The organism is Deltaproteobacteria bacterium (assembly GCA_016709225.1).
Taxonomy (GTDB): domain Bacteria; phylum Myxococcota_A; class Polyangia; order Nannocystales; family Nannocystaceae; genus Xiheibacterium; species Xiheibacterium phototrophicum.
In genome coordinates this window covers 455,114-481,639 of record JADJEE010000001.1, presented here as the reverse complement: position 1 = coordinate 481,639, position 26,526 = coordinate 455,114, and the positions used below count along the sequence as shown (strand labels likewise).

The 26,526-nt window shown below is 70.0% G+C and carries 15 protein-coding genes; 9 read left to right on the top strand and 6 right to left on the bottom strand.

Annotated elements, in window-relative coordinates; translation table 11 throughout:
• The first annotated feature begins 23 nt into the window (after positions 1 to 23).
• The 4 genes from IPH07_02005 to IPH07_01990 all read left to right on the top strand — a co-directional run bounded on the left by IPH07_02005 (position 24) and on the right by IPH07_01990 (position 12,396).
• Positions 24 to 746 carry a hypothetical protein gene (locus tag IPH07_02005; GenBank protein MBK6916151.1) on the top strand — a complete coding sequence of 241 codons (723 nt, stop codon included), beginning with the start codon at positions 24 to 26 and terminating at the stop codon, positions 744 to 746.
• Between the two features lie 145 nt (positions 747 to 891).
• Entirely contained in the window at positions 892 to 1,500 is a 609-nt protein-coding gene (locus tag IPH07_02000; protein ID MBK6916150.1) for a hypothetical protein, read from the top strand.
• A complete protein-coding gene (locus IPH07_01995; GenBank protein ID MBK6916149.1) occupies positions 1,497 to 9,647 on the top strand; it encodes a hypothetical protein in 8,151 nt (2,716 codons plus the stop codon). The genes IPH07_02000 and IPH07_01995 overlap by 4 nt, the downstream gene beginning before the upstream one ends.
• Positions 9,648 to 10,602: 955 nt before the next feature.
• Entirely contained in the window at positions 10,603 to 12,396 is a 1,794-nt protein-coding gene (locus IPH07_01990) for an RHS repeat-associated core domain-containing protein (GenBank protein ID MBK6916148.1), read from the top strand.
• 18 nt (positions 12,397 to 12,414) lie between these two features.
• Here the strand turns inward: IPH07_01990 and IPH07_01985 are convergent, their stop codons facing one another.
• On the bottom strand, positions 12,415 to 13,830 hold the full coding sequence (locus tag IPH07_01985; GenBank protein MBK6916147.1) for an IS3 family transposase: 1,416 nt from the start codon (positions 13,828 to 13,830) through the stop codon (positions 12,415 to 12,417).
• 238 nt (positions 13,831 to 14,068) lie between these two features.
• Here IPH07_01985 and IPH07_01980 point away from each other — a divergent pair, with 238 nt between their 5' ends.
• A complete protein-coding gene (locus IPH07_01980; protein MBK6916146.1) occupies positions 14,069 to 14,332 on the top strand; it encodes a hydrolase in 264 nt (87 codons plus the stop codon).
• 266 nt (positions 14,333 to 14,598) lie between these two features.
• A complete protein-coding gene (locus IPH07_01975; protein ID MBK6916145.1) occupies positions 14,599 to 14,889 on the top strand; it encodes a hypothetical protein in 291 nt (96 codons plus the stop codon).
• 183 nt (positions 14,890 to 15,072) lie between these two features.
• Here the strand turns inward: IPH07_01975 and IPH07_01970 are convergent, their stop codons facing one another.
• The 3 genes from IPH07_01970 to IPH07_01960 form a co-directional block, all read right to left on the bottom strand.
• Entirely contained in the window at positions 15,073 to 15,639 is a 567-nt protein-coding gene (locus tag IPH07_01970; protein MBK6916144.1) for a transposase, read from the bottom strand.
• A gap of 184 nt (positions 15,640 to 15,823) precedes the next feature.
• Entirely contained in the window at positions 15,824 to 16,630 is an 807-nt protein-coding gene (locus IPH07_01965) for a hypothetical protein (GenBank protein MBK6916143.1), read from the bottom strand.
• A gap of 5 nt (positions 16,631 to 16,635) precedes the next feature.
• On the bottom strand, positions 16,636 to 17,556 hold the full coding sequence (locus IPH07_01960) for a hypothetical protein (GenBank protein ID MBK6916142.1): 921 nt from the start codon (positions 17,554 to 17,556) through the stop codon (positions 16,636 to 16,638).
• A 248-nt stretch (positions 17,557 to 17,804) separates the two neighbouring features.
• On the opposite strand from IPH07_01960, the gene IPH07_01955 reads away from it, so the two are divergent.
• A complete protein-coding gene (locus IPH07_01955; protein ID MBK6916141.1) occupies positions 17,805 to 19,574 on the top strand; it encodes a hypothetical protein in 1,770 nt (589 codons plus the stop codon).
• Between the two features lie 76 nt (positions 19,575 to 19,650).
• The gene (locus tag IPH07_01950; GenBank protein ID MBK6916140.1) at positions 19,651 to 20,289 is read left to right on the top strand and encodes an RNA polymerase sigma factor; all 639 of its coding nucleotides are present in this window, start codon (positions 19,651 to 19,653) and stop codon (positions 20,287 to 20,289) included.
• On the opposite strand, the gene IPH07_01945 is transcribed toward IPH07_01950, so the two are convergent.
• Positions 20,274 to 23,345 carry a tetratricopeptide repeat protein gene (locus tag IPH07_01945; protein MBK6916139.1) on the bottom strand — a complete coding sequence of 1,024 codons (3,072 nt, stop codon included), beginning with the start codon at positions 23,343 to 23,345 and terminating at the stop codon, positions 20,274 to 20,276. The two genes, IPH07_01950 and IPH07_01945, sit on opposite strands and share 16 nt — an antisense overlap.
• Before the next feature lie 296 nt (positions 23,346 to 23,641).
• Complete coding sequence (locus IPH07_01940) at positions 23,642 to 25,690, bottom strand: fibronectin type III domain-containing protein (GenBank protein MBK6916138.1); 2,049 nt, start codon at positions 25,688 to 25,690, stop codon at positions 23,642 to 23,644.
• A 187-nt stretch (positions 25,691 to 25,877) separates the two neighbouring features.
• Here IPH07_01940 and IPH07_01935 point away from each other — a divergent pair, with 187 nt between their 5' ends.
• Positions 25,878 to 26,501: a class I SAM-dependent methyltransferase gene (locus IPH07_01935; GenBank protein MBK6916137.1), complete on the top strand. Its 624-nt coding sequence runs from the start codon at positions 25,878 to 25,880 to the stop codon at positions 26,499 to 26,501.
• The last annotated feature ends 25 nt before the right edge of the window (positions 26,502 to 26,526 follow it).

The window sequence follows — 26,526 nt, the reverse complement described above, 5'->3', positions numbered from 1 at the left end:
ATCGTCGTCGGAGCCCGACGTCGTTGTCCGTCCACGAAGGCAGCTTTGGTCCGCCGCCGCCCCTGCCCGACCAGCGCCTGGCCTCGCTCGCGCGGCTGGGCGCCCTCGACGAGCGACCCATCGGTCGGCTCGCCGGCCGTCGCACCGGCGAGGCCGGCAACATCGAGCTGGTGCCGTGGCCAGCCCAGCCGCTCGGTCGCCTGCGCGTGGTGCATCGCGGCGCCACCGTGCTCGTCGTCACCGACGGCCTCTCCGACGCGTGGGACCCCAGCCTGCACGTCGAGCTGCCGAACTTCCGCTACTGGATCGAGCTCGCGATCGAAGCGCCCGTGTCGGGCGACGCCAACGCGCCGGTGCCCGCCTGGGTGGCGCCGCTGTTGTGGGCCGCGAGCAACTGGTTGGTGACGCAGCGCTTCGATCTGCGCGCACGACTGCGGCATCACCAGTGCCTCACGCTGGGCGTCATGCCGGTCCCCGGCCTCGAGGCCTGGCGCAGTCACCACGGCGTGCACGGCACGTTGGTCGGCATCCCGTTCTCGGGCGAGACCCTCGGCGCCCACGCGGTGCTCGCCCGCGATCACGGCGACCCGGTGTGGATCCTGCCGATGAAGCTGCTGCACCCCGCCGAGTACGACTGGGCGATGGCGGTGCGCGACGCCTCGCGGGCGGTGTGGCTGACGCAGGCATTCCTGCTCGGCGAGCGCCACCTCTCGCGACTCGATCGCGGGCCGGTGGTGACGCCGTAGACCCTCCGTCGTGGAGCTCCAGGGCGCCGCCCCCTGCCCGATCGATCGTTGCGCAACGAGCCGACCTGACCCCGACGGACAGCTTGCCGTGCCTCCGCATCGACGGCACGCTGTGCACCGACCACGACGGCGACGATTCCACGAGGTGACGGTGATGTCCCAGCTGCTGCTCTGGGGGTTCGAGGCCGACTGGGAGTTGGTCGAGCGGACGCCGGGTCGCGCGCCCGAGCTCGCGCAGCGCCGCGGGTACGTCGACACCCTCGCACGCCTCGTGGCCAGCAGCGCCAGCAATCGCGCGCTGCTCCGGCGCTTCGTCGCGCAACGCGTCGCGCCCGGCTGGCGCTGCGACGACGACGTTTCCGAGGGCGATGAGGTCGAGCTGCTCGTCGAGCTCACGGCTGACGCCATCGCGCGCGGCCTGTTCGAGCTGCGAGCGATCCCGCGTGCCGTCGGTGGGCGCTGGGAGCACCGAGCGTCGGCCTTCGACGAACCCGCGCTGCCGCTGCACACGCTGATCCGTGATCCGGTGCCGACCGAGCAGGACACGACCTTCGTCGCCTTCATCGTGGTCGACCAAGACTTCCATCCCCTCGCCGGCCGCTTCGTCTGCACGATCGACGCCGACGATCGCCGCGGCGACCTGCGTGGGCAGCCATCGGCGAAGCCCATCCACTACGCGCCGATTCGCGTGCGCGCGCGCGTGGAGCTCGACGTGACGCAGGTCCGCGCAGGCAGCCTGGACGACGAGCGATGACCGAGCCCCGCCCAGGCTTCGACGTGCGCATCGATGCGCGGCTGATGCCCGACGGCAACCTGGGCCGGTTCGAGCTGCAGCCGGGCAAGCGGCACGAGATCGTCACGTTCGTGCCCGGCGGTGAGGCGCCGGGTGCCGTCGTGCCCGAAGCCGGCAAGGCGACCGCCGGGATGGCGCTGCCCAAGGTCGGTGAGAAGTGGTCGACCAACGCGCCGACCGGTGCCGGCAGCGTCGCGATCGCCATGCCACTGCCGGTCGCACGCGGGCTCACGCCGCAGGTCGCGATCACGTACACGACCGCGGGCGGCAACGGGCCGTTCGGCTGGGGGTGGCGCGGGCCGGTGCCCTACTTCACGCGCACGTCGAGCAAGGCGATCCTGCGCGAGCACGGCCGCGGCCTGCCGGAGTACGACGACGACGCGGAGAGTGACGTGTTCCAGTTCTCCGACGCCGACGAGCTGGTGAAGATCGGCACCGGCGTCGACGCGGCCACCGGCGCTGCGGTGATCGCCTACCGCGCGCGGACCGAAGGCGGCTTCGCACGGATCGAGCGCCACGTGCTCGGCGGTCGCTCGCACTTCGTCGTGCGCACGGCCGACAACGTGCAGTCGATCTTCGGCCTCGAGCCCGAGTCGAGCGTCGCCGACCCCGACGATCCGACCCACGTGTTCCAGTGGTTGCTGCAGGAGCAGCGCGACGATCGCGGCAACGTGATCGTGTATCGCTACAAGGCCGAGGATCTCACCCACGTCGACGTCACGGATCCCGCCGAGCGTGCGCGCTGCGGCGGCGAGCAGCCGCAGCGCTATCTCAAGCGGATCCTCTACGGCAACCGCGACGTACCCGGCGACGCGCCGATCGCCCTCGCCTCGCTCGACGACGACGGCGCGCGTTCGCGGTTCATGTTCGAGGTGGTGTTCGATCACGGCGAGCACGCGAAGGGTGGCGACGCCGGGGTCGACGACGACCACGGCTGGCCGGTGCGCCCCGATGCCTTCAGCGGCGCGCGTGCGGGCTTCGAGATCCGCACGCGCCGGCTGTGCCGACGCGTGCTGGTGTTCCACCGCTTCGCGCAGCTCGGCCCCGCGCCCGTGCTGGTGCGCGCGCTCGAGCTCGGCCACGACGAAGACCCCGCGGCGAGCTTCCTGGTCTCGGCGACGCTCGTCGGCTACGGCGAAGCGCAGACCAACACCCTGCCGCCGCGACGCTTCACGTACACGCCGCGCACGATGACGCCGACGACCCGCACCGTCGATGCGGCGACGCTCGGCGAGCTCGATCTCTCGCCTGCGCGCGTCGACGCCGAGCTATTCGATCTCGACGGCAACGGTCGCACCGGCCTGCTCACGCGCGAGGGCGGACGGTTCATGTATCGCGCCGCCGGCGATGCTCCCGGCACGTTCGCGCCGGCCGAAGCGATCGCGTTTGGTGCATCGCCGTCGCCCGATCCCGCCGCCCACCTGCAGCGCTGGCTCGACGTGACGGGCACCGGTCAGCCGGCGCTGGTCGAGTTCGGACCCACCGACGGCACCGTGTTCGCGCGCGCCGACGACGGCGTGACGTGGCAGCCCGGTGCACAGATCGCAGCGAGCAAGACCCCGCCGGTCGGCAAGGACGGCTACGCCGAGCAGCACCGGATCTATCTGATGGATCTCGACGGCGACGGGCTGTGCGACGTGCTCGTCGCGCGCGACGGCGCGTACACCTGGTGGCGCCGCATGGGCGCGCAGCCGAACGATGGCTGGGAGCAGCAGCCGGAGATCGCCCACGACGGCGACGAGGCCAACGGCCCGGGCCCGGTGCTCTTCGATGCCGAGCGCGACCTGGTGCCCGACGGCACGCCCGTCACCGAGGCGATCGTCGTCGCCGACATGACCGGCGACGGCTTGCCCGACATCGTGCGCGTGCGCAGCGACGAGATCGCGTACTGGCCCAACCTCGGTCGCGGTCGCTTCGGCGGCAAGGTGGTGATCGGCGCGGGCGCGGGCGGGCCGGTCGATCCGCGGCAGGTGCGGGTGCTCGACATCGACACCTTCGGACCGTCCGATCTGTTGATCCTCGATCGCGCCGGCGGCGGTCGGCTGTATCGCAACCTCTCGGGCAATCGCCTGGTGCCCGGGCCGTCGGTCCCGACCCCACCGCTGGCAGAGCTCGGGCTGTCGTCGCTGACGCGCATCGACGCGTTGGCGACCGGTTCGTTCGCGTGGGCGAAGAAGGAGCACGCACCGACCATCACGATCGTCGACTTCATGGCCGAGCGCCCGGGCCTGCTGGTGCGCGACGACGGTGGCACGGGCCTGCGCACGACGATCCGCTACGGCACCAGCACCGCCCACGCGATGCGGGCCAGCGCTGCCGGCACGCCGTGGCGCACGCGACTGCCGATCACGGTGACGGTCGTCGACGGCGTCGTCGTCGAGGACCTCGTGCGCGGCAGTCGATTCTCGTCGTCGTACCGCTACGCCCACGGCCACTTCGACGGACCCGAGCGCGAGTTCCGGGGCTTCGGCTTCGTCGAGCAGATCGATGAGGAGAACGTCGGCGGCACCGGGGCGCGCTCGAGCGCGTTCCAGACCGACGACCCCACGCACACCCTGCCCGCCCTGCGCGCGCGCACGTGGTTCTGGAACGGATCGGAGCTCGATCTGTCCGACGAGTACGATCGCTTCGATGCCCAGGCGAAGGTCCTGCCGCCGCCGGACCTGTCGGCGTTCGGCGAAGACGATCGCCGCGAGGCCGCACGCGCGCTGCGGGGCGTGACGCTGCGCAGCGAGAGCTACGGCGATGCGCCGGGGCCCGGCGGCGATGTCGACGCTGCGAAGCGACCGCTGGTGACGACCACCCACGGGTGGTCGGTGCGCGCGATCCAGGCCAAGGGCGGCGAGCACCACGGCGTGATGCTGCCGCTCGCCGAGCAGTCGCTGACGTATACGTACGAGCGCCAGAGCACACCCGATCCGAGGTTGGTGCAGACGGCGGTGCTCGAGACCGACGAGCTCGGCTTCGCCACGCGCACCGCCACGGTCGCGTATCCGCGGCGCGCCGCGGCACCCGAGCCGCCGGTGGTACCACCGCCGCCGCCGAAGCCCGATCCCGGCACGCCCGGCAGCGTGCTGCTGCGCCTGGTCGGCTTCGCGTTCGACACCGACAAGAGCTTCGTGTTGCCGGGCGCGATCGCGGGCCTGGTGGTGCTCAAGGCCCAGTTCGCCGCGCAGGCCGCCGCGGGATCCGGCGGCGAGGTGCTCGTGGTGGGTCACACCGATCGCGTCGGTGCGACGGATGACAACCTCGGCATCTCGCTGCAGCGTGCCCGTCGCGTGGTCGAGTTCCTGCGCCACGACGTCGACGGCTGGCTGCTGCTGTACGACCCGTCGATGCCGGCGTCGATCCGCTGGGGCGCACACGAAGACGCGCTGATGCTCGAGGCCGTCGGCTTCGGCGGCGACCTCGGCGGATTCCAGCGCAGCGTCGACGGCCTCGATGAAGGCGGTGCGATGGGCCCGGACACCCGGCGCGCGTTGGTGCAGCGGTACATGGATCGTGCGGGTCCACCGATTGCGGCGACGCTGCCCGTGCATGCGATCGGAGCCGGCGAGTCGTTCCCCGCCGAGGCCACCGCCGATGGTGTCGCGTCGGCGATCAACCGTCGCACCGAGCTCTTCTTCTTCCGCGACGCCGTCGATCCGCCGGCGCCCGAGACGTTCCTGTCGCCCGACGATCCGGCGTACGCCACGTGGGTCTCGCGCGTCACGCAGCGCGCCGACGTCGAGGCCGCCAGCGGCAGCGTGTCGCCGGTCGACGGCGCGGGCCTGGTGCCGGCGCCCGAGCCCGAGCCGCGCCCCGAGGCCGCGACGCCGACGATGGCCACCGACGACCCGCAGCTGCGCACCGCGTTCGTGGTCGCCGAGGTGCAGCTGGTGCATCAGCAAGGGGCCGACGTGCATCGGCTCGGCACGGTGGTCGAGTCGCGATCGTTCGAGGTCCACGGCAAGCCCGGCGATCCGCGAGCGCCGATGTCACTCGCCGCACTGAAGGCGGCCGGCAGCGGCGGCGCCGAGATCCCGTTCGCGCAGGCGCCCTCGGGTGGGCACGAGCGCCGGCTGCTCTCGAAGTCGCGGGCCTACTTCTACGACGACGCGCTCGCGCACAAGGCCCCGCTCGGCGTGGTCGGCAAGCGCGCGTTGCCGGCGAAGTCGCTGGCGATGGCGTTCACCAAGGAGCACGCCGCGGAGATCCTCGCACCGATGATGGTGGCGTCCCGCGGCGACGTCGCGGAGGGCGTGCTCGCCGCGGGTGGCTATCTCGAGGAAGACGGCGGCTGGTGGGTGCCGTCTGCGCGCACGGTGTTCTCGGCCGACGCGTTCTACCAGCCGGTCGCGACCATCGATCCGTTCGGCAACATGACGCAGTGGATCGCCTACGACCGCGATCACTACCTGGTGGTCCGACAGGTGACGGTACCCGCCGAGGGCACGCGCCTGATGTCGAGCGTCGCGTACGAGTACCGCAGCTTCGGCGCGCGCGGCAGCTTCGATCCCAACGGATCCGCCACGATTCGTCACTTCGACGGCCTCGGCCGCGTGACCTCGGAGATGCGCCGCGGCGACCCCTCGGGCAAGGAAATCGAGCCGAGCGACGACGGCAAGCCGCTGCGTGCGAGCGACATCGGCAGCGAGGGCGACGTCGAGGAGAGCCCGACGGCGCTCTTCACCTACGACGATGATGCGTTCGTGCGCGGCGGCGGACCGCGCTCGGTCACGCGCGCGGTGAAGATCGAGTACGGCCGCCAGCAGCTGCGCGTGTCGCTGGGCGTGACCTACCTCGACGGCGCCGGCGGTGTGCTGCAGGAGAAGGTACGGACCGCCGGCGGCAAGTTCCGCGCGTCGGGCCGCACGGTGGTCAACAACAAGGGGCTGCCGGTGCTCGAGTACGCGCCGTTCATCGCGGGCGGTGCCGGCTTCGATCCGAGCGCGTCACAACTCGTGGCGCGGCTGCACTACGACGGGCTCGGTCGTTGTGTCCGCGTCGATGCGCCCGACGGCACGCACACGCGCACCGAGTTCGATGCGTGGGAAACGACCGCGTTCGATCGCAACGACACCGTGCTCGACAGCGAGTGGCTCGCGGCAAATCGCGAGGGCACGCCCGCGCAGCAAGCTGCGGCGGCGGGCGCCGTCGCCCACGCGAACACGCCGACCACCACGCGACTCGACGTGCTGGGCCGGCCGGTCGCGGTGTTCACCCGCCATCGCGACGAGGACGGCAACGACGTGCTGCTCGCGACCCGGCAGGACCTCGACATCGCCGGCAACGTGCGCGAGGTGATCGATGCGCGCGGCAACGTGGCCGAGCGGCGCGAGCATGGGATGCTCGGTCAGGTGCTGCGGACGGTGTCGGTCGACGCCGGTGAGTCGCGCGGGCTCGCCGACGTCGTCGGTGCGCCGCTGCGTGCGGTCGATGCCCGCGGCAACAAGTTCTTCGTCGTGTATGACGTGCTGCGCCGGCCCATCGAAGAGTGGGTCAGCCCCGCTGGCCAGGGCGAGGTGCTGCTGACCAAGCGCGTGTGGGGCGACGGCGTGAATCAAGACGCCGCCGGCGGCGTGCGACAGCGCGGGCGACTCGTGCGCGTCTACGACGGCGGCGGCGAGACGCGGATCGAGGCCTACGACCTCGACGGTCACGCAACGAAGGTCTCGCGGCGGGTGCTCGACCTGCCGCGCATGCTGACGATGGCGCAGAACGACGGCGTGGCCCCGCGGGCGCGGATGGACTGGTCGTCGCTGGGCGGCGCGGTCGCGCTGGCGGAGATCGACGAACTCGTGGCGATGGTCGGCCGGCTCGAGGACACCGCGTACGTGACGACGACGCGCTACGACGCGCAGGGTCGCGTCGTGCAGACGCGGCTGCCGATGTCGGGCTCGACGCACCGCAGCAGCTACACCGACGACGGCCTGCTCGAGCGCATCGATCGCGAGACGGCCGCCGGCACCCACGAGCGCGTCTACGAGGCCGAGGACTTCGATCACCTCGGCCGGCCGCGCAGCGTCCGGCACGGCGAGCACGCCGCGCGGACGAGCTTCACCTACGACCCCGTGACCGAGCGACTGCTGCGCCTGCAGAGCCACGGCGGTGGGCACTCGCTGCAGGACCTCCACTACAGCTACGATCCAGTCGGGAACCTCACCCAGGTGCGAGACGCAGCGCAAGCGATCGTGTACCGCGACAACGCGGCGCTCGAAGCGGTCAACGACTACCGCTACGACGCGCTGTACCGCTTGGTCGAGGCCAGCGGTCGCGAGCACGAGGGCCAGGCCGCCAACGGCCGTACGCCGCGGACGAGCGACGCGGTCGTGGTGCCGCTGCGTGCGACCTCGCCGAATGACCCGAAGGCGATGCGGCGGTACGTGCAGCGCTACCGCTACGACGCCGTCGGCAACCTGCGCACGCTGCAGCACCACGCTGGCGCGGGCTCGTTTCGTCGCGAGTATGCGTACGCCGAGCACGGCAACCGACTGCGCGCGACCGGCAACGCCGCCGAGTCACTGCACGAGCGGTACGCGTATGACGTCGCCGGTCACATGGTCGCGATGCCGCATCTGCAGAAGCTGGTGTGGAACGAGAACGATGCGCTCGAGCTCGTGCATCGGGGCACGCAGCAGGTCTGGCTGCAGTACGCCGGTGGCGTGCGCGTGCGCAAGCTGGTCCGCAGCGGTGAGGGTGTCGTCGAGGACCGCGTGTACCTCGGTGCCGAGGAGCTGTACACGAAGCGGCGCGCCGGTGTGGTCGTCGAGCGGACGCTGACCGAGCACGTCGGTGGTGCGCTGCAGGTCGACATCAAGCTCGTCGCGGACGGGAACACGATCGCGAAGCCCGTCGCGCTGCGGCGGTATGCGCTGGCGGATCATCTCGGGAGCGTGAAGCTCGAGATGGATCCCGACGGGCAGGTGATCGCGTACGAGGAGTTTCATTCGTACGGAACCTCGAGCTACCGCGCGATGCGGAGCGGGCTCGATGCGGCGGCGAGTCGGTATCGGTATACCGGCATGGAGCGCGACGAGGAGACCGGGCTCGCGCAGCACGGGGCGAGGTACTACGCGGCGTGGTTGGGGCGGTGGACTTCAGCCGATCCGACGGGGCTCTCCGACGGCGTGAACCGGTATGCGTACTGCCGCGGAAGCCCGACCGGGAGCCGAGACCGCGACGGCGCGCGAACCGAGGACATTCCGGTGCTCGTGGGCGCCGGTGCCTCGGAGGAGCTCGTGCTCGACCTGCACGACGAGAACGGCGCGCCTCTTCGCGCGCGCACGTGGGACGAGACCGCCGCCGACGTGCGCGAGCGATACCAGGAGGCCCAGCGGGCGAACAACGAGCAGCTCGCGTGGGACTGGACGATGGAGATCGCCGCCGCGCAGTTCATCGAGGCGCAGGCGAAGCGGCATGCCCCCACGATCGAGGAGCTGTACCCCGCGCTCGGCGGCTACTTCACCGAGAAGCACGACAAGGCGGTCGCCACCGCCTTCGATCGCTCGGCGCCGTGGCTCGAACGAGAGATCGCCAGCATCGAGGCTCCGGCCCTGGCGCTCTTCGCCCTCGGCGACAGCATCGGCTCATCGATTCTCAACCTCCCACGCAACGGCGACCTCGCGATCCAGCACGCGATGTTCGGCGAGCCTGGCGAGGCGCTGCACTTCGGCCTCCTCGCGGTGTTCGGGTTGCTCGACATCGCAGGCATCGCCGCCTTGCGGCCACGGCCTCCGGCGCGGATCGTGATCGGCGACGGGGCGCTCCTTGCCGCAGAGGGGGGAGGGCTGCTGCGTGAACTCGCCGCCGCGGGCGTGAAGCACAACCCGTCCGAAGTTCTCGTGGTCGAGAAGATCGGCGGCCGCATCATGTTCTTGGAGAAGGGAACGTCGAAAGCGGGTCTCCAACACATCGTCGGAGAGCATGGCGCGGACTTTGCAGCACGCGGCATCGCCGAGACGGAGATTCCCGAGGCGTTGTTCACCGCGTTGCGCAGCGGTACGCAGGTAGGCATGCAAGGCAGCCGCCCCATCTACGAGTTCACCTTCAAGGGCGTTCAGCAACGAGTCGCCATTACGGTCGGGGACAACGGCTTCATCGTGGGGGCAAATCCCGCGGCGCGTTGAGGGACAGACGCATGCAGATACGACTTCACGCCGAGTACGAGTGCCATCCGTTGTGGGCGCCGGAGAGCGACGGGCTACGGAACTTTGATCCGCAGGAGCTCCCGATTTCGGCGACGCTTGTGGCGCGGATACGGGCCTGGGCCGCGCGCTACGAGGCGACGTATGATCGAGCAGACCCGGTGTCGTCGGGATTCTCATCGCCCGCAGAGGAAGAGGACTTCGACCGCGATGGACGCGAGCTGTGGCATGCGCTTCGCGAAGCGTTGGGCCCGACTCATCAGGTTGTCTACTACAGCGTAGCGCGTGGATGGGAAGGCGTCGGGACGGAGCGCGGCACGTGAGCGTGCGGCGCTTGCACGCCGGTGCTCGCGCGTGCTCGGGCCCGCCGACACGGGCAAGAATCAACGGGGGAGGCGTCCACTTGCACCCGATGGCGGCGACTTCGTCCGCAGGACTGTGGGGAGTCTGGCCTTGCCCCGTTTTCGTGGACAGGTCGAAGAGGTTCTTGCGGAGGCCGAGGTAGCGCGCTCGGGTGCCCTGCTTGCGAGCGTGGTGAGCGAGACGATGCTCGATCGCGAGACGTTGACGGAGGCGAGCGCGACTGCGGGGCGTGGCGATCGCGGCGCGGAGCTTCTGCTGCAGGTGCTGGTCGAACGCGATGTTGACCCACCGCAGCAGCTACACCGACGACGGCCTGCTCGAGCGCATCGATCGCGAGACCGCCGCCGGCACCCACGAGCGCGTCTACGAGGCCGAGGACTTCGATCACCTCGGCCGGCCGCGCAGCGTCCGGCACGGCGAGCACGCCGCGCGGACGAGCTTCACCTACGACCCCGTGACCGAGCGACTGCTGCGCCTGCAGAGCCACGGCGGTGGAAACTCGCTGCAGGACCTCCACTACAGCTACGATCCAGTCGGGAACCTCACCCAGGTGCGAGACGCAGCGCAAGCGATCGTGTACCGCGACAACGCGGCGCTCGAAGCGGTCAACGACTACCGCTATGACGCGCTGTACCGTTTGGTCGAGGCCAGCGGTCGCGAGCACGAGGGCCAAGCCGCCAACGGCCGCACGCCGCGGACCGGCGACGCGGTCGTGCTGCCGCTGCGCGCGACCTCGCCGAATGACCCAAAGGCGATGCGGCGGTACGTGCAGCGCTACCGCTACGACGCCGTCGGCAACCTGCGCACGCTGCAGCACCACGCTGGCGCGGGCTCATTTCGTCGCGAGTATGCGTACGCCGAGCACGGCAACCGACTGCGCGCGACCGGCAACGCCGCGCAGGCGCTGCACGAGCGGTACGCGTATGACGTCGCCGGTCACATGGTCGCGATGCCGCACCTGCAGAAGCTGGTGTGGGACGAGAACGATGCGCTCGAGCTCGTGCATCGGGGCACGCAGCAGGTCTGGCTGCAGTACGCCGGTGGCGTGCGCGTGCGCAAGCTGGTCCGCAGCGGCGACGGTGTCGTCGAGGACCGCGTGTACCTCGGTGCCGAGGAGCTGTACACCAAGCGGCGCGCCGGCGTGGTCGTCGAGCGGACGCTGACGGAGCACGTCGGCGGTGCGTTGCAGGTCGACATCAAGCTCGTCGCGGACGGGAACACGATCGCGAAGCCCGTCGCGCTGCGGCGGTATGCGCTGGCGGATCATCTCGGGAGCGTGAAGCTCGAGGTGGATCCCGATGGCAAGGTGATCGCGTACGAGGAGTTTCATCCGTACGGGACCTCGAGCTACCGCGCGATGCGGAGCGGGCTCGATGCGGTGGCGAGCCGGTATCGGTATACCGGCATGGAGCGCGACGAGGAGACCGGGCTCGCGCAGCACGGGGCGAGGTACTACGCGGCGTGGTTGGGGCGGTGGACTTCAGCCGATCCGACGGGGCTCGGCGACGGCGTGAACCGGTACGCGTACTGCCGCGGAAGCCCACTCACGTTCAGCGACACGAACGGCTGCGACGCCGTGTCGGCGACCGATCCAGCCGTGCTGACCGCGATGCTGCAGGCCGAGTCGACACGGCAGGCAGCGGTGCAGCACGCCTGGCGTTCACAGATGCAGCATGCGCTCGATGGCGTCGATGAGGTCGATGTCGCGATCGCTGCCGCGTCGGCCAGCGAAGCGCTCCACGGACCGGACCTGCCGGAGGCGAGCTGGTCCGGTGCGGTCGAGAACTTCTTGGCCGACGCGGCCGTGACGAGTGCGCAGATTGCCCTGGTTCCACTCATGTGGAAACCCGATGCGCCGGCCGTTCGTTGGGCCGGCGAACTCGAGGCGTACAAGAATCCCTACGTGGTCCGCGAAGAGCACCGCGCGATACAGGCGGCTTCCGAGTGGGTCCTCATCGCCGCGACGATCGTGTTCGAGCCCGGCAACGCCGCTGGAGTTGCGTCCATCGCTCGCGGCGGGCTCGCGCAGCTCAGGCGTCTCCGAGGGGCGGTGCTCCGTCCTTTGGGCGCCAAAGCCGATGACGCCATCCGGCCCGCGGTCAGGCTGGCGCACAGGGTCGATCTCTCCGCGGGCGGCGAGCTTATCGATGATGGGGTACGGAGCGTTGACCAGCCGCTCGCGAACACCGCCGCCGAGGGGGGAGGGTTGAAGGCGCTTCCCCCGGCGCGCACGTTCACGAGCTTTCGTGATCAAGCCGCGTTTGACCAACACTTCGCCAAGCACGCCGCGGAATGGGGCGAAGGGAACATCACGCAGGCAGGCTACCTCCGCCGTGCGCAGTCATTCGGCATGTGTCAACGAGAATGAGATTTTTGGGTTGAGAGTTTAGTGAAGTCCGAGCTCGCTCTCCGAGCGATTCTCGGGTGGGTTGATCCAGACTGCCTTGGGGAGCGTGGGCACCTGCGGTGGGCCTGCGACGAAGCGCTCTGGGTTCTTCGCGAAGGCTTCGTTCATCACGAGCTGGCGCTGCGCGAGGACCTCGGTGGCGCGCCCGAAGAAGACGTCGGCGGGAGTGAGGCGAGCGATGCCGGAGTGCCGGTGCTCGTCGTTGTACCAGGCGAAGAAGCGCCGGCAGAAGTCGCGCGCGTGGTCGAAGCTCTCGAAGCGCTCCGGGAAATCTGGGTGCGACTTGAGGGTGTGGAACTCGGACTCGGAGTGCGGGTTGTCGTTGCTGACGCGCGGTCGGCTGAACGACGCCGTGATCTCGAGGTCGCGCAGCAGCTGCTTCACAGTCTTGCCCCTGGGCACGGGCCCGCGGTCGGCGTGCAGCTTGAGCGTGCCCGGTTCGATCCCGTGGCGGTTGCACGCCTCGCGGATCAGCTTCGCCGCGAGCTCGCCGCTCTCCTCGTGGGCGAGCATCCAGCCCGGGTTGTAGCGGCTGAAGAGATCGATGATCACGTACAGCGGGTAGTAGGTGTACTTCACCGGACCGCGCAGCCACGTCACGTCCCACGTCCAGACCTGGTTGGGTGCCGTGGCGATCAGTTCGGGTCGCGCGTACTTTGGGTGCCGGGCTTGATCGCGGCGCTCGCGGATCTCGTCCTGCAGCGCCAGAATCCGATACATCGTGCGGGGATGGCAGAGGTAGTGCTGCTCGTCGAGCAACGTGGCGTGCACGGTCGCCGGCGCCTTGTCGACGAAGCGCTCGGAGTGGAGCACCTCAAGCACGTTGGTCCGCTCGGCTTCGGAGAGCGCGCGTGAAGGTCGTCGACGTGGTCGGCGGGGGCCATGCAGGGCCGGCTGCCGCCAGCGGTACGCAGTGCTCCGCGGCACGCCGAGCGCCTCGCAGGCGACCGCCACGCCGAGCTGGTCCGCGAGTTCGTCGACCGCTGCCTTCACGTCGGCTCCTCGGTGTCGTCGCTGTCCAGCCCCAACACCTCCGAGAGTTTTTTTGACCTCGATGATCTTCTCGGCCTTGCGCAGCTTCTCGCGCAGGCGCTCGTTGTCACGCCGCAGCTTCTCCAGCTCGGCCTGCTCCGCCGTCTGCTTCGGCTTGGGTCCGCGTTTGCGCTCCAACGCCTTCAACGTACCCTCGAGCCTCTGCCCGCGCCAGCTCGTGAGGTGCGACGAGTACAGGCCCTCTCGCCGCAGCAGTGCGCCCACTTCGCCCGGCTTCGTGCAGGCGTCGGCATCCTGCAGCACGCGCAGCTTGTACTCCTTCGTGAAGCGCCGCCGATGCGCTCTCTCTCGGGTCTCCGTCTCGACCTTCCGTGGGTTCGCGCTCGATGTCATTTCGTACATGGTCCCTCGCGCCCCTCAGTAAATTCCGGCTCGGCAGTGTCTCATCCCTCGTTGGCACAGGGGGATTGCTGGGCAAGCAACCCAGCGGAGAAATTCTCGGCCATACCAGAGCAAACGGCGACATCCTCCGGTACAACACGAGGACGAACGAGTTCGCTGTCGGCGCTTCCGATGGGACCATCCGGACTCTGTTCCGACCTTCGGGGGGCATGGACTACTGGAAGAGTCAGGTCTCGCCATGAGAACGAAACACCCTTGTCCTTGCTGTGGCTTCTTGACGCTCGACGAGCTGCCGCCGGGAACGTTCGCGGTTTGTCCGGTCTGCTACTGGGAGGACGACGACGCTCAGTTCAGAGACCCCAACCTGGCCGGTGGGGCCAACGAGGTTTCTCTCGTTCGGGCACGTATGAACTTTCGAGAGTTCGGCGCCAGCAGTGCGGCTCACGCCGGCTCGGTGCGGCAGCCGCTTCCGGCTGAGCAGCCGCCGCCTTCATCTCGATGACCGGCTTGAGGACGAGGCGCCGAGGGCCGTGGAGTTGGAAGTGGAACGCGCCTGATGGTTCAAGCAGCACGAAGCGTGCGTCCACTTGCACCCGATGGCGGCGATTTCGTCCACGGAATTGTGGCGATTCCGATCGAGCGTGGTGATGTGAACAGTGCGGCGAAAACGGGTGTGGATCCGAGCCTGAGCCATGCGGTGGGAGAAGTGTTGGCGGCCTAAGGCCGATGGAGTGGCGGGGATGACAACGCCGTGGTCTCGTTGTGCGGATGACGACGCGAAAGGCCAGCGGTGGTGCGGGGGCGAAGGACGAACGGTTCGACGCGCTGGTGGCCGAAGGGATAGCCTCGGTGCGGGCGGCCGCCGACCATCCGCTGAGCTTCGAGGAGATACAGGGCGCGATCGGTGCGGTGCTTGCGGAGGTGATGCGAAGGCTGCGCGAAGAATCGTCGAGCGACGGGATTTCGGGAACCGAGTCGACGGTTGAGGCTGACCATGCGGAGCCAGACGAAGAAGCAGCGACTCTCGAAGGCGGACACGATCGCGGACGCGATCGCTGAGCAGCTGTACGTGACGATCTCTGGCGAGACGTTCGGCCGACTGACGTTCGAGGAGAAGCAAGACGCGATCGCGAACGGGTTGCGCTCGGTGGGCGCGAGGATGGAGGAACGAGCACTCCGAGAGTCGATGAGCAATGCAGTGCTGGGAGGTATTGTCAATAGTTGTGGATCGGCCGTCCATGATCAGGCGGCGTGCTCCTCCGACTTGTTCCGCTCTTGACGAACTCCGTCGACGAACTTCACTCCGGCTCGGACAAGGGGGAGCAGTTGATGGCCATCGAGTCGACGCCACCGTGCCCCTGCTTGCTGCAGCAGCTTGAACGCCATCGTGAGCGCCTTCTTCCGGCAGCCCGGGCCCTTCGTGACGCGCGTCCTGAGGCGCACCGTCGCGAACGTCGACTCGATCACGTTGCTGGTGCGCAGGTGCTTCCAGTGCTCGGCGGGGAAGTCGAAGAAGGTGAGCAGCTTCGACTCGTCCTTGCGCAAGCACTCGACGGCCTTGGGGTGCTTGGCGCCGAACGTCGTCGCGAACGCCTCGATCGCCTTGCGTGCGGGCTCGCGTCCCTCGGCGTACACGATCTCGTGCAGTGCCGCCTTTGCCTTCGACCGCAGCGACTTCGGCAACTTGTCGATCACGTTGCCGAGCTTGTGGAACCAGCACCGCTGCTCGCGAGTCTCGGGCCGCAATTCGCGCACGGCGGCCCAGAAGCCGAGCGCACCGTCGCCGACCGCGAGCGCCGGAGCTTGCATGCCTCGCGTCTTGAGCCTGCGCAGGACGTCGAGCCAGTGCGGATTCCGGACCATCGTGAACACGAAGATCGGACCCTCGTGAACGCGCGGATCGGACCATCGTGAACGGATCGCGCGCGGGCGCTGACTGCTGGCCCACACGCGGTGCGCCAGCGGTGTCACCGACGGTGCCACCGGCGCACGACTATGCCCCGGCCCGGCGGATCGAGCCGAGGATGGCGTCGGCCTGCTCGATCTCCGACTTCGGCGCGTCCTTGTCCATGAAGACGACCACGGCCATGTCGTTGCCGTCGCCGGGCTCGACCAGCGCGCGGAGGATGACGATCTCGGTCCCGTCTGCGACCTTCGCCTTGCCGACGCGCAGCGACGTCGGCAGCTCGTCGTGTCCGAGCTTGACCGTCTTGGGTTCGCGCCACTCGACCGTGGTGACCTTGGTGAGTTGTCCGAACTTCTCGAGGATCTTCGCGGCCTCGTCGCGCGTCGTGTAGGGCGCCGCCAGGATGCCGAGCTTCTGGTCCGGCGCGACGAAGCCCTCGATGCCGTCCTTGCCGCCGACCTTCCACTCCGGCGGGGTCGCGACCGAGAGGTGACCGCCGGGGAGCATCTGCAAGGTCGCGCTGGCGAGGGTGGGATGCGGCGTCGCCGAGCCGCCGAGCTTCGGCGCAGCGCTGGCGTCGATGCTCGTGGGATCGGTGTTGACCATGCCGCCGCTGGGCGCCGAATTCTCTGCGAGGAGATCGTGGACATCGACCTTCGGCGGCGGCGCGGCCACTGGGCTCGCAGGCGGCGGCGTCACTGGAGTCGCCGGAGCTGCGACGACCGGCGCCGCCGCGGGTGCGGTCGTCGGCGCCGGTGCGACGCTGGCTGTCGCCGGTGGCTCGGATTTGGTCTCCGACGCAGCGGGCTCGTCCGCGAACACCTTGCTGAGCTTGTCGCAACCACCCGCGCACAGCAGCGCGAGCACGATCCGATGCGTGTGTCGTCGTCCCATGTCCTTCACTTCTTCCTCAGGTGAGCGGCGAGCAGGCCCTGCCACGCCTTGTCTTTCTGTTCGTATTCCTTCTGACATCGACCCGCGCGCGCCGACGGCAACAAGCCGCGCTCGACCATGGGCAGGTACTTCATCGGATCACTGCCGAAGACGACGCAGGTGATGTTGTAGAAGCGCTGCTCGCCCATGGAGTGCTCGTCGAAGTAGACGGCCTTCTGGCCCTTCGACAACAACGTCATGGAGCGTGCGCCGTCGAAGGCCCAGTCGGGGTGCCCGATGTCGACGAGCAGCAGCGCGGCCAGGTCGTCGACGGCATCCTCTTCGCCGCCGGTCACCCCGAGCTCGAGCTCGCCGATGGCGGCGTGGCCGAGTTCGTGCAACATCACGAACGTCAGCGCGTTGAGCGTCGCATCGGCCGCAGTCTGATCGTCGGCGCCGCCGTCGAGGAACGAGCGATAGAACAGGTCGGCGAGCTCGTAGCAGATGACCACGCCGTGCTTCTTGGGGGCATAGAACGCGTTGGGTGTGCCGCACTCGAGCGGCACCACCGGCACCGTGCGCGGCAGCTCGACGACGTTCATGGCCGCGACCACGCTGCTCAGCCGGTGATGCTCGAACAGCGGCTGATAGCGCTTCATCGCCGCTTGCTTCGGTGGTTCGAACACCCACTCGAACGATCCGGCGGGCGCGTTCGCGGATGGCGTCGGCATCGGAAGGTCGGGTGTGGATCCCGGGACCGCCGACGATGGCGCGGCCGCGACCGCAGGCGCAGGCGCCGGGGTCGGTGCGGGGGTTGGGGCCGCCGCTGCCGCGGCGGCGACGGGCTTGGCATCGTCACCGGTGGCGTCGTGCAACCACCCGCGCACGGTGTCGCAACCGGCCAGCAGCGCGAGCGCGGAGAAGGCGAGGATTCGGGGGGTCGTCATGGGTCCTGGGGCGCGACTGCGAACACCGTCGGCGCCCCTGAAGACCGCGGATCGCGGAGAGTTGATCACTCGCGCCGAGGGCACCCGTGGAAAGCCTGGCGGACCGCGGGCGCCAAACGACGACGGCGCCGTCGTGTCGTTCAGGATTGCCGGAGCGTCGACGAGGTCGCGGAGACCGTACGACCCCCGGCGCCGCGGACGGTCGGAGCGATCGCGCCGCGCGATTCGGTCGCTCGGAGACCCGTTCCATGACGACGATGCGCCTTCGCGGCTTCGCCCGCGCCACCACCACCTCGGTTCTGTTGCTTGCCTCCTTCACCGCCGGCGCGATTCCGCAGCCGGCCGCCGCCGCGCCGCATGTGCCGGTGCTGCCGCTGCTCGCGGACGACCCCTCGACGGTGAAGGCCAACGAGCTCTCGACGCTCTTCGTCGCGGCGATCGGCGAGATGCTCGCCGATCGCCCGTCGGGCAAGCAGAGCGCCCGCGAGAACGCCTATGCCGCGCTGGTCGCGATGTGGATCGCGGCCTGCGGCGCGGGAGCGGGCAATGTCACCGGGCTGACCACGCTGGGCGGCGGCATCGGTGCTGCCGTCGGCGGGGTCGCGGGCGCGGCCCTCGGCACCGCAGTGTTCCCCGCGATCGGCACGGCCACCGGAGGTGCACTCGGTGCCGGCGTCGGTACCCCGATCGGCAGCGGTGCCGGCTTCTTCGCCGGCACCAACCTCACCGCGGCCGAGTTCGTCGCCCTCGGGATCGTGACGATGCTCGTGGTCGATCGTCTCGAGGACAAGTACCCCGAGACCGCCGCGCTCGATCCGGCGCTGCGTGGCGATGCGACTGTGTTCGGCTACCTGCCGTCGTCGGCCAACCGAGCCGCGTGGGCGAGCATGGAGACGAAGTACGCCGGTGTCTACGAGTCGATGTTCGTCAACCTGGTCGACATCAGCTTCAGCGACAAGATCTTCGAGCTCGCCGACAAGTGGCAGAGCATGCCGGGGCTGACCGAGGCGCAGAAGGCCAAGCTCGGCGAGATGTCCGGCCTGCGGCGAGCGGTGCAGAAGTTGGCGTTCGTCAAGCGCAACCACAAGGTCGCGCCGTCGGCGAGGCCGGCCGCGCCGCTGCCGAGCTGGATGGTCGATGCCCACGCGGTGCTGGTCGGCGACTCGCCCAAGGTCCGCAAGGCGTGGATCGACGCGCTCGGCATCGGTGAGCTGTCGGTGGACATCTCTGGCGGAAAGCTGTCGATCAAGACCTCGAACCAGCTGAAGGACGTCGGTACCCCCGCGATGATCGAGGTGGACCTCCCGAAGATCGAACAGTCGATCTCGGCCCTCGGCAACACGCTGAAGGCGTCGCTCTCCCTCGAGTGCGGCCATCTCTCGGTCAGCAAGGCCGAGCTGCTCGAGTCGGGGCCCGATGCCGGCCTGGTGCGAATCAAGCTCGGCATCGGCAGCAACGCGGTGCTGGCAAAGGGCTCGCTCTCCTATTCGGGCCCGGTCGGCAACGCGTCCGTCGACGCCAAGATCAAGACCACCAGCGCGGTGACCATCAGCGTGTACTTGAAGTTCGCTGGCAATCTCCTGGCCCCATCGAGGATCGATGTCGGTGGTCTGTCGGTGGCGTCCGAGCTCGGCGGTGTCCCCGGCCCGATCAACGCCGCCGCCAACGACCTGCGCAACAAGATGAACTCCGCGGCCGCCGGCGCATTCGACAAGGCGAAGCTGACCGATGGCTTCAGCCGCCTGGCGAAGGACTCGATCCGTGCCCTCGCCAAGACGCTGGTCCCCGACACGCACATCGACACGATCAAGACGATCGACGCGATCGAGTTCCGCGACGGGAAGCTGCGGGTGTCGGTGTCCGGCAAGAAGGTGGGCTGGCCGGCGCTCGCCGACGCGGCGACCGCGATGGCGGCGCTCCGCGATGCCGCGCGGGCGCCGAGCAAGCCCGCGCCCGTGATGGGCAAGCCCGGCAACACCACGCCCGCCCAGCCGGTCGCCAAGCCCTCGCTTCGGTAGCAACGACCCACGAGACACTGCTGCGGGCCCGCGACGATCGCCGTCGCGGGCCCGCCGTCATTCGAGGCACACTATGATGGACGTGACCGAACTTTCCGACTTCGAGCTCCTCGAGCGCTGGCGTGCGGGCGATCGCGGCGCCGGTGATCGGCTGTTCTCGCGGCACGTCAAGCCGCTGTTCCGCTTCTTCCGCAACAAGGTCGACGATGCGCTCGCCGAGGACCTCACGCAGTCGACCCTACTGGGGTGCGCCGCGTCCCGCGATCGATTGCGCGGCGAGTCGAGCTTTCGCACGTATCTGTTCGCGATCGCTCGCAAGCAGCTGCTGATGCATTTCCGTGGACGCCTGCGAGACCGCCACGAGGTCGCGCTCGAGACGATGTCGGTCGTGGACCTCGGGGCGTCGCCGAGCACGATGCTGCGGGCGGGTGCCGAGCAGCGGCTGCTGCTCCAGGCGCTCCAACGCCTGCCCGTCGACTTCCAGATCGCGGTGGAGCTGTACTACTGGGAGGGGCTGTCGACGGCCGAGATCGCCGGCGTGCTCGAGGTCGCCGACGGTACGGTTCGCAGCCGACTCAGCCGTGCACGGACCCAGCTCGCCGAGACCATGGCCGTACTCGCCGACGCGCCGGCACAGGCCGACTCGGGCCTCGAGCGGCTCGAGACGGTCGCACGATCGCTCGCCGATCTCGATCGCGATCAGCCGGGCGGGTGACCCACGAGCCAATCGTCGATGCGCGCGCGCTCGTCGGCGGCGACGACACTCTCGCGCCAGGCCAGCAGCGACGCGCGGGCGAGCAGGTGCTCCCGGCGCGCCCAGCGGGCGTCCGCACGGACGATCTCGATCGCGACGCGGTCGTGGTCGACCGGCGCGGACTCGCGGTACAGCGCGTCGGCGCGCCCGAGCAGGTCGAGCGCGTCGTCGGGGCGACCGAGGTCGAGCGAGGCCGCCGCGAGCGTCACCCACGACGCTGCCGCGAGCGGGTGATCGAGGCCGACGGAGCTGGCGATCGCCGCGAGCGCACGCAGCTCGATTGCCTGGGCCTCGAGCGGGCGGCCGCGGCGACGCACCGTGTCGGCGAGGCCTTGCAACACGGCCGCGAGGCGTTGCCGATCTGCGCCGGCGCGGCGAGCGACGTCGATGGCCTCGCCGTAGCGATCGCCGGCGGCGACGAGGTCGCCGCGCGCCTCCTCGATCTTCGCGAGGGTCTGGACCACGTGGACCTCGTCGTAGTGGGGTGGGTCGTAGCCCGCGAGCAGGCTGCGCGCGTGGGTGGCGTCGGCGATCGCGTCGTCGTAGCGGTGCTCCTGCGTCAACGCGCGCGCGCGGGCGACGTAGGCAATCGCGCCGAGGTGAGACGCGGGCGTAGTGCTCTCGAGCTGCTCCAGCGCGCCGATCGCCTCGTCGGCGTCGCGGTGGGCCTGCTGCCAGCGCTCGAGCGTGCCCGCGATCATCGCCCGGCTGACCAGCGTCTGGACGTAGTCGAGATGCAACGGCCCGACCACCCGCCGCTCGGCTTCGACGAGGGCGTCGATCTCCGGCCACGCCTGTTCGAACTCCGATGCGCGAACCAGACCGCTGACGGAATTGGCGCGTGCCAGCAACACCCGCGGATGATCGCCGCCGAGCGCCTCGGTGCCGATCGCGATCGCGAGGCGGTAGTCGGACAGCGCATCCTCGACGAATCCTGCTCCGAGCTCGTTGTTGGCGAGGTTGTTGAGCAGCACGAACACCCGGTAGTCGCGATCGCCGAAGGCGGCCCGAGCGCTCGCGAGCTCGCGACGCAGCCGTGACAGGGCAGCAGGTGCGTCGTTCTCGGTGGTGGACAGGTTGGCGATCGCGTTGCCCAGCAGGTAGGACGCGTTCGGGTCATCGCCCCGGTGCGCGAGCGTGGCCTCGCCGAGCCCCGCCCAGTCGTGCGCCGAGTAGATCTCGCCGGCCGCCGCCAGCTCCCACACCAACGCGGCGGCAGCGCGGGTGAACACCTCGTCGACCCCGGCGCGCTGGGCCGAGCGCGCGGCCTCCTGCAGGGCATGTCGCGCGGCGCCCGAGTCGCCGAGCAATCCGAGTGCGTCGCCGCGCAACAGCTCGGCCTCGGCCCGGGTCGGATCATGCGCGAGCGCGTCGACGTCGAAGGTGGCGAGCACCGCGTCGGCGTACGCGAGCGCGCCGTGGTAGTCGCCGGCGTCGAAGGTCGCGCGGCCGATCGCGAGCAGCCTGCGCAGCTCGAGGACCGTCGCGGCGACCTGCGCATCCTCGGGCAGCGGCACCGTCTCGCGCAGGGCGAGGACATCGGCACAGCGCTCGAGACTCGGCAGCGACGACACCGCGCTCACCACCCGCGCGACCGCGTCGCCCTCGGCGTGCTCGACCACGTCGATCATCGCGCCGAAGCGCTGGCGGCGGTCGGCGAGGCAAGCCATCCGCCGATCGAAGAGGTCGTCCGACTGCTCGCCCGCCAGGTGAGCCTCGCAGGCGTCGCGCGACGCGGCCACGAAGGCTCGTGACCACGCGTCGAGCCCACCGCGCGCGGTCGCCCAGCTCGCGGCGGCATACGGAAGCCCGCTGGCGTCGAACGCTTCCTCGATCGCGGTCGCGCGGGCGGGGCTCCAGATCTCGTCCAGGGTGTGGATGCTGGCCTCGCAATCCGGCGCCGCCCCTCGCGGCCACGCGAGCAACCCGAACGTCGCAGCCGCACCGATCGCGACGAGCACCGCGGCGCGCCGGCGCAGGGAGTGGCGCTCGAGCTGGCCGAGCAGCGCGTCCATGTCGGCATGCCGCCGGCGCGGGTCAGCCGCGAGCCCGCGTTGGAGCACGCGACGGGTCCGCGACGGAATGCCGCTGCCGTCGCCGACGCGACCGACGAGCTTCTCGGCCAGCAACCCCTCGATGCTGGCCGCCTCGAACGGCGCAGCACCGTGCAGCGCCTCCCACAGCGCCACGCAGAAGGCGAACTGATCGCAGCTCGGGTCGAGGTCGACGCCGACGTGCTGCTCGGGCGCCATGTAGCGCGGCGTGCCGGCGATCGCGAGCGAGCGAGCACCTGCACGATCCGCTGCGCCCATGCGCGGGATCGTCTCGGCGGCCTCGAGTGCATCGTCGTCGGCACCGGCGCCCACGATCGAATCGCCGAGCTGGGGTCGGGTGATGCCGGCGAGGTCGCCCACATCGACCCGCGCGAGCCCGAAGTCGACCACCCGTGCACGTCCGTCCTCGCCGACGATGACGTTGGCCGGCTTGAAGTCGCGGTGGATGATGCCGGCCCGATGCGCCGCCGCCAGCCCGCGGCCCGCTTGCACGAACATCGCGAGCTTGTCCGCGACGCTGCGCGGCTCGAGCTCGAGCCAGCGCGCCAAGGTGGGGCCGGCGAGCAGCTCCATCGCCACCACCAGCTGCTCGTCGCCGCCATCGGCGCTCCACTCGATCACGTCGTAGACCGCGACGACGTGGGGGTCGGACAGGCGCGCGAGCGCCTGCGCCTCGCGGAGCATCTGTGCGTAGCCCTGTCCGCGACCGGCTCGCGCATCGAGGCGATGGAACTTGAGCGCAACCCGGCGACCGAGCTTCTCGTCCCACGCCGCCCACACCGTGCCCATGCCACCCTGGCCGAGGCGCTCGTGCAGGGTGTAGCGACCGACCCGCAGCGGCGCGGCCACGTCGCCGAGCACAGCCTCGCGCAGCCGTGCCGCGACCACGTCCTCGGTCACGCCGCGCTCGGGCGCGGCCGCGACGATCATCCGCTCGAGGTCCGCCATCCGTCCCTCACCCATCGGCGACGACGCGAGCTACGGCGGCCCGCTCGTGGCGGAGCACCGCACGCCCGGCGATGAACGTCGGCCCCCGTCACGATCGCCGATGCCGCCACATCCCCGAGTACCACGGCCGGGAGCCGTCGGTGTGGCCATGCGCCCCGCACTCGCCGAACGCCGGACCGAGCTCGTCCGGCAGCGCCAAGCTGGCGTCGTCGGGGTCGCGGCCCCTGCCCCGCGATCGATCCGTCGATCGATCGGTCGAGCGAACGGGGCGCTTACCAACGGGTGGGCAGGCACGTTCGAGGAGGACTCACTCACACGATCACACCGAAGTTCGCGATGCGGTGTGATCCGACCAGAAAGTCCCAGATGAACGCGCCGGGGTGGCGCAGCGGCGCGACGTGGAATTGCACGGTGGTCTCCTCGTTCGCAGCCAGCCCCCCCTGCACGTCCGCGAACGCCGGCGGCGGCGGCAACACGTCGGAGTCCGCGCGGATGCGCTGCATTCGGACCGTGAACGGCCCGGTCGGCACCACGCCCGTGTTCCGCAGCCGGAGATTGACGTTGAAGTTGTCCGCCGGACCTGGATGCGGAGGCACCAGCGTCAGCGTCGTCGCGCCGAGGTCCGCGATGCCGTCGGGGACACCGCTGCACGCGTGGGTGATCTCCGGTGACGCCGGGCCTTCACCCGCGTCGTTCCGCGCGACCAACCGGAGGACATACACGGTCCCGTTGCTGAGGTTGCTGACGCGGAAGCTCGTCACCGCGCCAACGTCGTAGCTCGTCGCGGTGATGTGGGACTCGGTGCCAAGCAGCAATCGATAGTCGACGGCACCATCGACATCATCCCACTCGACCTCGAGCCAGTGATCGCCGGATCCACCTCGTCGTAGCGTCGGACGAGCGGGCCTCACCACCGCCGGCGCAGCCGCGGGGCCGATCGGCGTCCACTCGCCCCAATCAGACCCTGCCTGATGTTGCGCGCGTGCGTAGGCCGCCCGCTCGCCAAGCGGTTGTTGCTGGACGATCACCAGGCGACCGTCGCCGGCGCGGCCGGCCGCGAACGGGTGACGCAGACCGAGCGGCTCGAAGCGGCCGAGCACGACCCCGAGCGACGACCAGTTCGCCCAGCTCCCTCCGGCGCTGGTCTGCCAGCGATGAGCGTAGGTCCCGTCGGACCGCGTGACGAACACCTCGAGGCGACCGTCCGCGTTGTCGATCGCATCGAGATCGTCGGCGACCCACATCCCACCGAGCGAGCTCCACGAGCTCCACGAGCCGGCGGAGCTGGTCTGCCACACGTGCCAGATCGCGCCGTCGGTCCCCTGCGCGAACACTTCGAGCCGGCCGTCGTGGTTGCGCGCGACGGCGAGCGGGCCCGCGACGCGCGTGTCGACGAGCTCGGACCAGCCACCCCAGCCCGAGTTCGGCGCCTGCTGATGAATGTGGGCAATCCGACCGGAGACAGCGTGCGTGAAGAGATGAAGCCGCTGTTGCCCATCGAGGGCGACCTCGATCGCGGCGCGATCGACGAGTTGCCCACCGAGGGACTCCCAACCGCCCCAGCCGCCGCCGGGTGCCTGCTGCCAGCGATGCCACAGCGCACCGTCGGTACCGCGCACGAACACCTCGAGTCGACCATCTTGGTTCGATGCGACGGCGAAGCTGCCGCCCGACGCGACGGTCCCGCCCAGGGACGTCCACGCCTCCCAGCTGCCCCCGGGGCTCTGCTCGCGACGCACCGAGAGCGCGCGGTCACCATCGATCCCGACCACGACCAGTCGACCATCGGCCTCGACGCCGAACCGCAGCGGGCCGCCTCCACGCAGGCGATCGCCGAGGTCGATCCAGTCGCTCCACACCCCCGGCATCGTCTCACGCGCCACCATCACGCTCGACGAAGCAGCCAGTGGACGCATTGCCACGGCCAGCGGCCCCCGCCGCGTGATGGCGAAGACCTCGCGACGACCTGCTCGTCCGACGCGCGAGAGCGACTGAGCGGTCGGGAGGAACGGGATCCGCTGCCGCAGGTGCTCGTCGCCGACGTCGAACCGACACTCGAGTCGGTAGTCGGGCACATCGAGGGGGTCGACCACGTCGACCGTGTGCGTGACGCGGACCGGGGTGAAGTTGCCGTGGGCGGGATCGGCCGGCTCCCATGTCGTCACCTGCTCGCTGTGGCGATCGATGCCCCACGCGGGATCGTAGCGCCCGTCGAAGGCCCCCGACTCGTTGGTGGTGCCGGCCCGCCGCGTCATGTCGTCGTCGCTGCCATCGCGATCGAGATCGATCGCGCGCACCTCGACGCCGGCCGCCGGCGTACCGTTGCCCCAGAGGATGGTTCCGAAAAATGGTGTCTCCATGCCCGCTCCTTTGCGACGTCTGTCGCGCCGGTCGACACCGGCAACGGAGTGGTTGCGCGCGCCGTCTCGTCGCTCCCGGTCGGGTGCCGATGCGCTCGCGGAGCATCGAGAAGCCACTGCCCCGCCCGGCTGCGCGAGACCTCGACGGCGACGATTCTAGGGCGCGAGTCGAGCTATCCTCGCGGGCGTGAGCGACGACTGGAACGACAACTACGTGCAGGGCCACCTGCCTTGGGACGTGAGCGAGCCCGATCCCGTGCTCGTCGAGTACGTCGATGCGCACGGCATCGCGCCCGGCCGTGCGCTCGACATCGGCTGCGGCACCGGCACGCACGCGCGCTGGCTCGCGTCGCGGGGCTTCGAGGTGCTCGGCGTCGATCTGGCACCGCGCGCGATCGAGATGGCCCGCGAGAAGGTCGCGTCCGAGCCGTTCGCCGCGCGTGTGCGCTTCGCCGTCGGCGACTTCCTGGCTGCAGCGCCCGACGGTGGACCGTTCGACTTCGTGTACGACCGCGGCTGCTTTCACTTGTTCGACGCCGAGGACCGCGCGCGCTTCGCTGCGCATGTCGCTGGCGTGCTCGCGCCTGGCGGCATCTGGCTCAGCCTCGCGGGCAGCACCGAGGGAGCGCCCCGCGACAGCGGCCCCCCGCGGCGTTCGGCGCGGGACCTCGCGAACGCGATCGAGCCGGTGCTCGAGATCCTCGAGCTGCGCGGCACGTCGTTCGATCTCGGCACCGCCGAGCCGCCGCGCGCGTGGGCCTGCGTATCGCGACGGCGCAGCGAGCCCGCACAACCCTCGTCGCGCCACTAGCCCACTCGCCCATTCGCAGCGATCA

Bases quoted from the DNA above. Each gene is read 5' to 3' on its own strand.
- IPH07_01995 (MBK6916149.1), top strand. From the start codon at position 1,497: ATGACCGAGCCCCGCCCAGGCTTCGACGTGCGCATCGATGCGCGGCTG.
- IPH07_01985 (MBK6916147.1), bottom strand. From the start codon at position 13,830: ATGTACGAAATGACATCGAGCGCGAACCCACGGAAGGTCGAGACGGAG.
- IPH07_01980 (MBK6916146.1), top strand. From the start codon at position 14,069: ATGAGAACGAAACACCCTTGTCCTTGCTGTGGCTTCTTGACGCTCGAC.
- IPH07_01975 (MBK6916145.1), top strand. From the start codon at position 14,599: ATGACGACGCGAAAGGCCAGCGGTGGTGCGGGGGCGAAGGACGAACGG.
- IPH07_01970 (MBK6916144.1), bottom strand. From the start codon at position 15,639: ATGCAAGCTCCGGCGCTCGCGGTCGGCGACGGTGCGCTCGGCTTCTGG.
- IPH07_01965 (MBK6916143.1), bottom strand. From the start codon at position 16,630: ATGGGACGACGACACACGCATCGGATCGTGCTCGCGCTGCTGTGCGCG.
- IPH07_01960 (MBK6916142.1), bottom strand. From the start codon at position 17,556: ATGACGACCCCCCGAATCCTCGCCTTCTCCGCGCTCGCGCTGCTGGCC.
- IPH07_01955 (MBK6916141.1), top strand. From the start codon at position 17,805: ATGACGACGATGCGCCTTCGCGGCTTCGCCCGCGCCACCACCACCTCG.
- IPH07_01950 (MBK6916140.1), top strand. From the start codon at position 19,651: ATGGACGTGACCGAACTTTCCGACTTCGAGCTCCTCGAGCGCTGGCGT.
- IPH07_01945 (MBK6916139.1), bottom strand. From the start codon at position 23,345: ATGGGTGAGGGACGGATGGCGGACCTCGAGCGGATGATCGTCGCGGCC.
- IPH07_01940 (MBK6916138.1), bottom strand. From the start codon at position 25,690: ATGGAGACACCATTTTTCGGAACCATCCTCTGGGGCAACGGTACGCCG.